Below are 9,907 nucleotides of genomic sequence, written 5' to 3' on the forward strand. Positions count from 1 at the left end.
CCCGATTTGAGCATCGCGTGGGATAGCGAGCTGCGGTATGATCTGAGGTTCAAATCCCCCGGCTCGGCCGAGCCGGGGCTGGATGCGTCCGCTCCGCAGACCGTCCGTGCGACTCAAGGTGCCCGATGGCGCATGCCGGCGTCCACGATCCCGTCCTCGTCTGCCTGTCGATCGCGATCGCCATGCTGGCGTCCTTCGTGGCGCTGGATCTCGCCGGCCGGATGAAGGCTGCAACGGGCTTTGCCCGGCGGGCCTGGCTCACGGTCGCCGCCCTGGTGCTCGGCGGCGGCGTCTGGTCGATGCACTTCGTGGCGATGCTGGCCTTCCGCCTGCCGGGCCTGGAGATCACCTACGATCTCGGCCTCACGCTCCTGTCCCTCGCGCTGCCGGTCGCCGTGACGGCGTTCGGCCTCGCCGTCGCCCAGAGGCGCAAAGCCGGGCCGGGCGCGATCGTCGCGGCGGGGCTGGTGACCGGGCTCGGCATCGTCTCGATGCACTATACCGGCATGGCGGCGATGCGTCTGCCGGCCGCCCTCCACTACGATCCGGCCTGGGTCGCCGCCTCGGTGCTGATCGCGGTCGGGGCCGCCACCGTGGCGATCCGGCTGACGCTCCGCGAGAGCGGTCTCGCCCTGCGGATCGCGGCCTCCGGGGCGATGGGGCTCGCCATCGCGGGCATGCATTACGCTGCCATGCAGGGGCTCCACGTGATGCAGGCCGGCGCGGCCGACCATGCGGCGATCGGGGCGGGGATCGGTCAGGTCCGGCTCGCCGCCGGCGTCACGGCGGTAACCTTCCTGGTCCTCACCCTGGCGCTCGCCGCTGCCGCGGTCGACCGTCGCGTCTCCCAGCGCGCCGCCCGCGAGGCCGCGGCGCTCCGCGCCAGCGAGGAGCGCTACCGCCTGCTTCTCCAGAGCGTGACCGATTACGCCATCTTCATGCTCGACCGCGACGGCGTGGTGGCAAACTGGAATGCCGGCGCCCGCCGGATCAAGGGCTACGAGGCCGAGGAGATCGTCGGCGCCCATTTCTCGCGCTTCTACACCGCGGAGGACCGGGCCGAGGGCGCGCCGGCCCGGGCGCTCGCCACAGCGGCCGAGAACGGCAAGTTCGAGGCCGAGGGCTGGCGGGTGCGGCGGGACGGTACGCGGTTCTGGGCCAGCGTCGTCATCGACGCGATCATGGGCGACGACGGCCGGCTCGTCGGCTTCGCCAAGGTCACCCGCGACATCACCGAGCGCCTGCGCGCCCAAGCCGCCCTGGAGCAGGCGCAAGCCGCGCTCGCCCAGGCGCAGAAGATGGAGGCATTGGGCCAGCTGACCGGCGGCGTCGCCCACGACTTCAACAACCTGCTGATGGCGGTTCTGGGCAGCCTGGAATTGCTGCGCAAGCGCCTGCCCGAGGATCCCCGGCTGCTGCGCCTGCTCGACAATGCCGTCCAGGGCGCCGAGCGCGGCGCGGCGCTCACCCAGCGCATGCTCGCCTTCGCCCGGCGCCAGGAGCTGAAACCCGAGCCGGTCGACCTCGCGCGTCTCGTGCGCAACATGACCGACCTGCTCCAGCGCTCGATCGGTCCGGGCGTCCGGATCGAGACGCGATTCCCCGTCGGGCTGCCGCCGGCCCTGGTCGATGCCCACCAGCTCGAACTCGCGCTCCTCAACCTGGTGGTCAATGCCCGCGACGCGATGCCGGAAGGCGGCCTCGTCACGATCGCGGCGCGGCTGGAGCACGGAGAGCCGGCCGGGGAGGCCGCCCCGACGCTCTGCCTGGCCGTCACCGATACCGGCATCGGCATGGACGAGGCGACCCTCGCCCGGGCGCAGGAGCCGTTCTTCACCACCAAGGGCGTCGGCCGCGGCACCGGCCTCGGCCTCTCGATGGTGCACGGCGTGGCGGCCCAGTCCCGAGGCCGCCTGGTCCTGCGCAGCCGGCCTGGGACCGGCACCACTGCCGAGATCTGGCTGCCGGTGGCGGCGCCGGTCACCGCGCCGGCGACCGGGTCCGAGGAGGCAGCCCGCCGGCCGTCTTCCGGCCGCCTCCTGCCGTCCCAGGTGGTCCTCGTCGTCGACGACGATCCCCTGGTGCTCGAGAACACCGCCGCGATGCTGGAGGACCTCGGCCACCGGGTGATCGAAGCCCGCTCCGGCCGGGAAGCCCTGGACCTGGTGCGCCGCGCCCGCACCCTCGACCTGGTGCTGACCGACCACGCCATGCCGGAGATGACCGGGCTCCAGCTCGCCGCCCGCCTCGCGGCCGAGCGGCCGGGCCTCCGGCTGATCCTTGCGACCGGCTATGCCGACCTGACCCCCGAGGAAGCCGCCGGCCTGCCAAGGCTCGCCAAGCCCTACGACCAGGCGACGCTGGCAAGAATGATCGCCCACGTGATGCAGGGCACCGAGGCCAGCCCGGCCGATGACGGCACGGTGGTGCCGTTCTCCAAGAGCGCGTGAGCGCATGGGTCTCAAAGAGCGCGTGAGCGCATGGGTCTCGAAGAGCGCGTGAGCGCATGCGGCGTTCATGGCTGGGTGAGAGTATGAGGCGGCCGCGCCGCGTGCCACGGCAGGCGGTGGTCCGGGTGGTTCCCGGTGTCCCGTGTATGACGGCATCCGCCATGCGTCCGGGCCCTGACCAATCGGCAGCGCCTGATTCCAACGGCCCACGATGCTGACGCATCGATTCGACCTCGGGCAGGCCCGAGATCGACGGCGCCGTTGACCCACCTCGAATTGTCGACATCAAGCCCAAAAGTCCGGAACCTTGGGCTTGGCAATCATTCGAGAGCGGACCCAACGGTCGTTTTCTCTCGGCCGTCGGCCTCACACCACCCGCAGCGGCTTCTCCAGCACCCGCAGCACCTGCGCCAGGTCGTGCCCGCGCTTCAGGATGCGGCCGGTCTCGGCGATCACCGCGTAGGCCCCCTGGCGGCGGGCGAGGCGGGGATCCTTCTCGATGCGGTAAAGCGGCCGCTCCGAGGTGCGGCGGTGGATCGCGAACACCGCCTTCTCGCGGGTGAAGTCGATCGTGTAGTCCCGCCACTCGCCCTCGGCGACCATCCGTCCGTAGAGGTTCAGGATGATGCGCAGCTCGTCGCGATGGAACGAGACCTGCGGTGCGGTGCGCTGGGACGCCCCTGGGAAAGATACCACCTGAGCGCCAGCGCTCCAGCTTTCGGCCGTCTCTCCCTCGCTCATCGTGTCTCCTGCCTGCCGGGGTGAGTCGCACCCGGGGACCGGGCGCGGGATGACGAGCCGGCGAACGACCCGCCGGGGATCATGATGGGATGGCGCCGACAGCCCCGCAAGGGTTGCACCCGGGAGACATCGCACCGGCAACTCACCGGCACAGGCAGAAATACATGGAAACGCGGGTCGTCGCCCATAATACGCCACAATCACGCCGCGCGCCGGCCTTGATGCGCGCGCAGGAATCAGGACGACCTCATGGCCCGGCTCGTCGGCCGCTCCGGTTCCCAGCCCCCCAGCCCCCGCGATGCCGGCGGGCCGGGCCACCTCCGAGGTTTCGAGACCCAATGACTTCAGGGCCGCCTCCTCGGAGCGCGGTCCCTTTTTTGAGCCGGCGCCTCACGGCTGCATCCACATCTGGGCGGCGAGCGCGCGGGCGCGGGTGACCCGGATGTGGTCGAGGGTCCAGAACCCGATCGTCAAGGCCCCGGCCAGGAGGGCGACGGGCAGGGCGAGCGCCAGGTAGGGGTTCTGCCGCGGCGGCGTGGTCATGATTCCTCCTCTTCGCGGGCCTTGCCGTCCGGGAACGCACCCGCCGCCCAGAGGTGCCAGCAAGCCGCCTGTCCGCCAAGTGGGCGTAGGCATCGCGTGGGCGGAGCCATCGCGTGGGGCTTGGCCACCAAGTGGGCTTGGCCATCAAGTTGACCTGCCAGATGACGGCGGCCGAGACAGGCTGAGGCGCCTTCGCTCCCAAACCTCTCAGCCCGCGAGCGGCGCGAAGAAGCAGAACACGGTGTCGCCGCGGTGGCACCAGTGGTAGCGCCCGTCCTGGCTTGGCCGCACCTTCGCCATCGGCACGAAGACCCCGTGCGTCCGGTAGCCGCCCGGCACCTCGACAGCGTCGGAGATCGGCTCGCAATCCTGGTCCGAGCAGCACTCGAAGGGGTACCAGGAATGCGTCGGCTGGACGAGGGAGAGCGCGGCGACGGCGAGGGCGACCTTCATGGGCGGCGTACCTCCAGCGGCGAGATCCGGCCGAACCGGGCCGGAAGGACGGGCGCCGCATGCCGCGTGCCAAAGGCCGCGTGCCGGGCGCGGGCGCGTCATCGGCACGCAGTCCCCTCGACGCGCGCCTCCTTCCGCGGTCCGGCGCATCGACGCCCATCCTCGCGCCGCGCGGCCCACAGCGACACATCACGCGATCATGCGGGCAGGGATTTCGAAACCCGACCGGCTGCACATCTCTCGTGATGCGCCCGTTCGATGCCCGCCACGCCGCCGACTACCCCGTCCTCATCGGCTGCGACGAGGTCGGCCGCGGCGCGCTGTGCGGGCCGGTGATCGTGGCTGCGGTGCATTTCGACCCCGCCGCCCTGCCGGGCGACCTGCTGGAAGCCCTCGACGACAGCAAGCGCCTCGACGCCGCTGCCCGCGAGCGGCTGGCGCCGCGAATTGCGGCAGCCGGGCGGGTGGCGCTCGCCGGCGCGTCCCGCGACCTGATCGACCGGATCAACGTGCGCGCCGCCACCCTCGACGCCATGCGCCGCGCGGTCGTGCGCCTCGGCATCGCGGCCGAGGTGGCGGTGGACGGGCGCGACGTGCCGTCCGGCCTGCCCCTGCCCTGCCGGGCCGTCGTCGGCGGCGACCGGCTGGTGCCGCAGATCGCCGCGAGTTCGATCGTCGCCAAGGTGGCGCGGGACCGGCTGATGCGGGCGCTGGCCCGGCGCCACCCGGCCTATGCCTGGGAGCGCAATGTCGGCTACGGCACCGCGGCGCACCGGGCCGCGATGGCGAGCCTCGGCCTGACCCGGCACCATCGGCTGAGCTTCAAGTCCCGCACCGGGTGAGGCGGTGCATGCACGCCACCGCTTCCGCTTTCCGCCCGGAGCAGCGTAAGCTTCCGGCGACGCGCGAACGAGCCGAATGGCCTGGACCCCGAAGGGAGGACGACGACGTGAGCACTCAGAGCCGGAGGGCGGCCCGATGATGACCCCGATGACGCGCCGGGTGATGAACCTCGCCCATGCCCTCACCCAGGCCGCCGCGCGCCATCCGGACCGGGCGGCGATCGTCTGGGGCGAGCGGAGCTGGAGCTGGCGCGCGTTCGACGCCAGGGTCTCGGCGCTGGCCGCGGCGCTCAGCCAGCGCGGGATCGTCAAGGGCGACCGCCTGCTGGTCCATGCCCGCAACGGCAACGCCATTCTGGAAACGATGTATGCGGCGTTCCGGCTCGGCGCGGTGTTCGTGCCGACGAATTTCCGGCTGATGCCGGGCGACGTCGCCTATCTGGCGCAGCAATCGGGCGCGGCCGCCTTCCTGTGCCACGCCGATTATCCCGACCATGTCGCCGCCGTGCGGGGCGCCTGCCCGGACCTGACCCGCATCGTCGTGATCGGCGCGGGCCCCGCCGAGGGCGTGGCCTACGAGGACGTGGTGGCCGAGGGAGCGGGCCAGACCGTCGCGAACGCCGCGGTCGAGTACGACGATCCGTGCTGGTTCTTCTACACCTCCGGCACCACCGGCAAGCCGAAGGCCGCGGTGCTGACCCACGGCCAGATGGCCTTCGTCGTCACCAACCACCTCTGCGACCTGATGCCCGGGACGACGGCCGAGGCCGATGCCTCCCTGGTGGTGGCCCCACTCTCGCACGGGGCCGGGGTGCATGCGGTGACGCAGATCGCCCGCGCCGTCACCTCGGTGCTGCCGGCCTCGGAGCGCTTCGACGCGGCGGAGGTCTGGGGCCTGGTGGCGCGCCACCGGATCACCAACATGTTCACCGTACCGACGATCCTGAAGATGATGGTCGAGCATCCGGCGGTCGAGGCCAACGACCATTCCTCGCTGCGCACCATCATCTATGCCGGTGCTCCGATGTACCGGGAGGACCAGAAGCGGGCCCTGCGCACTCTCGGCAAGGTCATCGTGCAGTATTTCGGCCTCGGCGAGGTCACCGGCAACATCACGGTTCTGCCCCCCGCGCTGCACGAGGCCGAGGACGGGCCAGGCGTGAAGATCGGCACCTGCGGCTTCGAGCGCACCGGCATGCAGGTGCAGATCCAGGACCCGGAGGGCCGCGAGGTCGGGCCGGGCGAGACCGGCGAGATCTGTGTCTGCGGCCCGGCGGTCTTCGCCGGCTACTGGGACAACCCGAAGGCCAATGCCGAGGCGTTTCGCGACGGCTGGTTCCGCACCGGCGATCTCGGCACCCTCGACGAGCACCGCTTCCTGTACATCACGGGCCGCGCCTCCGACATGTACATCTCGGGCGGCTCGAACATCTACCCGCGGGAGATCGAGGAGAAGATCCTGGCCCACCCGGCGGTGGCCGAGACGGCGGTGCTCGGCGTGCCGGACCCGACCTGGGGCGAGATCGGCATCGCGGTCTGTGTTCCCCGGGAGGGCATGGCGCTCACCGAGGAGGACGTCATGACGTTCCTGTTCGACAAGGTCGCGCGCTACAAGCTGCCCCGCCGGGTCATCCTGCGCGAGTCGCTGCCGAAATCCGGCTACGGCAAGATCACCAAGACGATGGTGCGGCACGAGCTGGAGGCGGCGGGCCTCCTCGGTGAGAGGGCCTGAGGGTGAGCGCGAATCCGACGCCGCCCTTCGCCACCCTCGCCCAGCCCGGCCCCGCGCGGCCGGAGCGCTGGCTCGCCACAGGCGGGCCCCTCCTCCACCGGGCCTTCGACCTGGCGCTCGGGTGCACGCTCCTCGACGCCGTCGCCGGGCCGCTCGCCGGGATGCGGGGCGGCGTGGTGCAGCTGACGGGCGGGAGCTTCTCGCCCTTCTGTTACGTGATGCCCGCGCTCTCGGCCGATCCGCGTTTTGCCGCCTATTACAGCGAGACCTACCGGCCGGCGGGCGAGACCCGGTTGGAGCGGGCGAGCGCCACCTTCGGCGAGCGCGACGGCGCGCCCTTCCTGCACGTCCACGGCACCTGGATCGAGCCCGACGGGCGCCGCCGCGCCGGCCACCTGCTGCCGGCGGAGGTGGTGGTGGCAGACAGCGTCCGGGCCGAAGCCTGGGGCACGGCGGAGGCGGCCTGGCGGGTCGAACCGGATGCCGAGACCAACTTCCCGCTCTTCACCCCGGCCTCTCTGTCGGGGTCGGAGGCGGGTTGCCTGCTCGTGAAGATCCAGCCCAACGAAGAGATCCATGCGGCGATCGAGGCGGCGGCCCGGGCGCATCGCCTGACGGCGGCGCGGGTGCGCGGCATCGGCAGCATCGTGCGGCCGGCCTTCGCCGATGGCCGCGTGATCCCCACCGATGCCAGCGAGGTGCTGATCCGCGACGGTTCCGTGCTGGCAGGGCCGGACGGGGGACGGATCGCGCATCTCGACATCGCGGTGGTGGATGTGGCGGGCGCCATCCACGAGGGGGTGCTGCGGCGCGGCGCCAACGCCGCCTGCATCACCTTCGAGCTGTGCCTGACGGCGGCGTGAGAGCGTCGCGCTCGATCGCATAGATGTGGACGGTTTCGTCCCGGTTGCGCGCCGGGGCGTGGATCACCGTCTCGCGCCGGAAGGTCATGCCGCAGGCCCGCATGACCGCGAAGGAACCGTCATTGTCCGGGTGCGCGCTGGCCTCGATCCGGTCGACATCGAGCCACGCGGCGGCGACCGGGAGCAGAGCCGTGGCCGCCTCGCGCAGGAGGCCCCGGCGCTGATGCGCCTCGCCGAGCCAGTAGCCGAGAGTGGCAACCCTCGGATCGTCGCGGGTCCGGTGCAGCATGATCCAGCCGAGGAGGTCTCCCGTGCCGCGGGCGGTCACCGCGACGGAGAGCGCCTGTTCCGCCTCGGCCAGGGATCGCGACAGGGCGATCCGCTCCCGCGCCATCGCGACGGTGAAGGGCAGCGGCCAGGACGCGAGCCAGCGGCTCACCGCCGGCGTCATCAGGGCGCCGGTGGCCTCGGCATCCTCCGGGCCGACGGGGCGCAGGTGGAGGCGCGGGGTGTCGAGGGTGGGAGGCGGCTGGCCGGTCATGGCTGCTGGATCGGACGTCGATTCGAGTCGTTGCGCGTCAGTCGCCCATCGTCCCCGCCGCGACTCCTGCTCTCCGCACCATTTCCCGCCCGGGACGGCCGATCGTCATCCGGGGGCGTGGGCGCGGACACGTCGCACGGTGCGACCTCGACCGCCAGCGTGGCGGCGTGCCGTGAAAGGAGCTGCGCGATCTGCGCCGCGCGGTCTGCGGCAACGGGATAGAAAACGGCGTAACCGCCCGTGATCGGCGTCAGGATACGCGATGGTACCGAGGCCGCCCTTCCGTCGACCAGAAACACCGCACATTGTGTCACGTGCCGTGCCGTGAAATCTCCAAAGCCTCGCCGGCCCGCGTCGTCGAGCCGGACGACGATCTGGGGTCTGGTCCGGTATCGTTCGTCCACGACCGCTTCGGCCGACGAAATGGCCAGTGTCAGCATGTCGCTGGCCGAGCCGGCGAAAGCGAGGCTGGGGAGCGCGAGCATCGGCCAGAGCCGACACACGACGGTGAGCCCCACCGTGATGCGAGCCGCGCCAATCATCATCGTCTTACGCCGAGATGGAAACCAGGGCTGGTCCGGCTCGGCGGCGTCGGATCCCGAAGCCGCAAAACCAAGATGGCTGCGAGCGCGGCTGTCACGGCGATGATCGCCCATCGCGTCGTTGCATCGGGTCGTCCGTCGCTCACAGGCAGGTCCCACCATAATCCCCTGAAGCAGAGACAATCGTTCCCGCCTGCGCGCGCCATCGCACGCGCCATGTCAGCGTGCAGGCGGAACTCGGCAGCGACACGCTCGCCCCGCGCGCCTCGCTCCGATCCGACCCCCGACGGTCGAGGGCATGGACATCGAAGCCCTCCCCGCGAAGACGCCGGATCAGGATCTCCTCCGAAGAGCCGAGCGGGAAGGCTTCGGCCACGCGAGCCCTGAAAGCAGAATCGGCGTCCGCAAAGCGAGCAGGCAGCCCGCGCACGAGGGCCGGTCTCGGCAGGTCCTGCCTTGACGGATGCAGCACCATCGCAAGCCCGGCGACGAGGGTCATCGGCGTGATCACGATCGCTCCACCGAGCAGCAGGACGCAATTTCGACCGTTCATGCAGCCAGAATGCATCGAAGCGCGGTTGTTTTCCAGCTGTGGCCACCCTGTCCGCGGCTGATTCTGCACGATGAGACGCTTGGGAAGCGGGGAGGTCCACCCGTCACCCGCACACCGCCTTTCCTGGGCGGAAACTCATAGTCCTTGCCGCCTCAAAACAAGCTATACTGCCCGCCCACCCGCACCGGCACCCGGAACAGGTCTGTCCTCAGCCGCACCCGTTCCGGCGGATAGCCGAGCCGGGACATCGCCACGCGCATCCGCTGGTCCAGGAGATCCGCGTAGGGCCCGGTCCCGGTGAAGCGCCGCCCATAGGCCGCATCGTAGACCTTTCCCCCGCGGCTCTGCGCAAGGAGTGAGAAGGTCCGCCTGGCCCGATCGGGAAAATGCTCGGAAAACCAGTCGCGCATCAGGTCGGCGAGTTCGTGCGGCAGGCGCAGAAGCACGCCGCCGGCCTCGCTGGCACCCGCCTCGCGGGCGCGTGTCAGAACGGTCTCAATCTCGTGGTCGTTGAGGCCGGGGATCAGCGGCGCCACCAGCACCATCGCGGGCACGCCCGCCGCTGTCAGCGCGCGGATCGCGGCCAGGCGTTTCTCGGGCCGCGGAGCGCGGGGCTCCATCCGGCGGGCGAGGTCGGGGTCGAGGGT

Annotated in this window: 11 protein-coding genes; 4 read left to right on the top strand and 7 right to left on the bottom strand. The window is 71.2% G+C overall.

Annotated features, from left to right (window positions below; genetic code table 11):
* Positions 1-125: 125 nt before the first annotated feature.
* Positions 126-2,450, top strand: a complete 2,325-nt coding sequence (locus VP06_RS29700) for an MHYT domain-containing protein (protein ID WP_048467417.1) — start codon at positions 126-128, stop codon at positions 2,448-2,450.
* A 366-nt stretch (positions 2,451-2,816) separates the two neighbouring features.
* Here VP06_RS29700 and VP06_RS29705 read toward each other — a convergent pair whose 3' ends face one another.
* The 3 genes from VP06_RS29705 to VP06_RS29710 form a co-directional block, all read right to left on the bottom strand.
* Positions 2,817-3,191 (bottom strand): DUF2794 domain-containing protein, encoded by a 375-nt coding sequence (locus tag VP06_RS29705; RefSeq protein WP_048467418.1) that lies wholly within the window; start codon positions 3,189-3,191, stop codon positions 2,817-2,819.
* A gap of 390 nt (positions 3,192-3,581) precedes the next feature.
* Positions 3,582-3,734: a hypothetical protein gene (locus tag VP06_RS36815; RefSeq protein ID WP_156295843.1), complete on the bottom strand. Its 153-nt coding sequence runs from the start codon at positions 3,732-3,734 to the stop codon at positions 3,582-3,584.
* Between the two features lie 207 nt (positions 3,735-3,941).
* A complete protein-coding gene (locus VP06_RS29710; RefSeq protein WP_048467419.1) occupies positions 3,942-4,187 on the bottom strand; it encodes a hypothetical protein in 246 nt (81 codons plus the stop codon).
* A 245-nt stretch (positions 4,188-4,432) separates the two neighbouring features.
* On the opposite strand from VP06_RS29710, the gene VP06_RS29715 reads away from it, so the two are divergent.
* The 3 genes from VP06_RS29715 (at position 4,433) to VP06_RS29725 (ending at position 7,624) form a co-directional block, all read left to right on the top strand.
* Positions 4,433-5,029, top strand: coding sequence for a ribonuclease HII (locus VP06_RS29715; RefSeq protein ID WP_197093318.1), 597 nt, complete (start codon positions 4,433-4,435; stop codon positions 5,027-5,029).
* A gap of 139 nt (positions 5,030-5,168) precedes the next feature.
* Positions 5,169-6,761, top strand: coding sequence for an acyl-CoA synthetase (locus VP06_RS29720; protein ID WP_048467427.1), 1,593 nt, complete (start codon positions 5,169-5,171; stop codon positions 6,759-6,761).
* Between the two features lie 2 nt (positions 6,762-6,763).
* The gene (locus tag VP06_RS29725; RefSeq protein WP_048467421.1) at positions 6,764-7,624 is read left to right on the top strand and encodes a PCC domain-containing protein; all 861 of its coding nucleotides are present in this window, start codon (positions 6,764-6,766) and stop codon (positions 7,622-7,624) included.
* On the opposite strand, the gene VP06_RS29730 is transcribed toward VP06_RS29725, so the two are convergent.
* The 4 genes from VP06_RS29730 to VP06_RS37465 form a co-directional block, all read right to left on the bottom strand.
* Positions 7,593-8,165: a GNAT family N-acetyltransferase gene (locus tag VP06_RS29730; protein ID WP_053082092.1), complete on the bottom strand. Its 573-nt coding sequence runs from the start codon at positions 8,163-8,165 to the stop codon at positions 7,593-7,595. The two genes, VP06_RS29725 and VP06_RS29730, sit on opposite strands and share 32 nt — an antisense overlap.
* Positions 8,162-8,821 carry a hypothetical protein gene (locus VP06_RS29735; RefSeq protein WP_156295844.1) on the bottom strand — a complete coding sequence of 220 codons (660 nt, stop codon included), beginning with the start codon at positions 8,819-8,821 and terminating at the stop codon, positions 8,162-8,164. The genes VP06_RS29730 and VP06_RS29735 overlap by 4 nt, the downstream gene beginning before the upstream one ends.
* Positions 8,822-8,849: 28 nt before the next feature.
* Positions 8,850-9,206, bottom strand: a complete 357-nt coding sequence (locus VP06_RS29740; RefSeq protein WP_156295845.1) for a hypothetical protein — start codon at positions 9,204-9,206, stop codon at positions 8,850-8,852.
* Between the two features lie 206 nt (positions 9,207-9,412).
* Positions 9,413-9,907, bottom strand: a 495-nt coding sequence (locus VP06_RS37465) for a radical SAM protein (RefSeq protein WP_048467429.1), incomplete at its 5' end; no start/stop codon positions are given.

Source organism: Methylobacterium aquaticum (assembly GCF_001043915.1).
In the GTDB taxonomy this organism is placed as follows: Bacteria; Pseudomonadota; Alphaproteobacteria; order Rhizobiales; family Beijerinckiaceae; genus Methylobacterium; species Methylobacterium aquaticum.

What these genes read in the sequence shown, in the direction of transcription:
- VP06_RS29700 (WP_048467417.1), top strand. Translation starts at nt 126, where the DNA reads ATGGCGCATGCCGGCGTCCACGATCCCGTCCTCGTCTGCCTGTCGATC.
- VP06_RS29705 (WP_048467418.1), bottom strand. Translation starts at nt 3,191, where the DNA reads ATGAGCGAGGGAGAGACGGCCGAAAGCTGGAGCGCTGGCGCTCAGGTG.
- VP06_RS36815 (WP_156295843.1), bottom strand. Translation starts at nt 3,734, where the DNA reads ATGACCACGCCGCCGCGGCAGAACCCCTACCTGGCGCTCGCCCTGCCC.
- VP06_RS29710 (WP_048467419.1), bottom strand. Translation starts at nt 4,187, where the DNA reads ATGAAGGTCGCCCTCGCCGTCGCCGCGCTCTCCCTCGTCCAGCCGACG.
- VP06_RS29715 (WP_197093318.1), top strand. Translation starts at nt 4,433, where the DNA reads ATGCGCCCGTTCGATGCCCGCCACGCCGCCGACTACCCCGTCCTCATC.
- VP06_RS29720 (WP_048467427.1), top strand. Translation starts at nt 5,169, where the DNA reads ATGACCCCGATGACGCGCCGGGTGATGAACCTCGCCCATGCCCTCACC.
- VP06_RS29730 (WP_053082092.1), bottom strand. Translation starts at nt 8,165, where the DNA reads ATGACCGGCCAGCCGCCTCCCACCCTCGACACCCCGCGCCTCCACCTG.
- VP06_RS29735 (WP_156295844.1), bottom strand. Translation starts at nt 8,821, where the DNA reads ATGGGCGATCATCGCCGTGACAGCCGCGCTCGCAGCCATCTTGGTTTT.
- VP06_RS29740 (WP_156295845.1), bottom strand. Translation starts at nt 9,206, where the DNA reads ATGACCCTCGTCGCCGGGCTTGCGATGGTGCTGCATCCGTCAAGGCAG.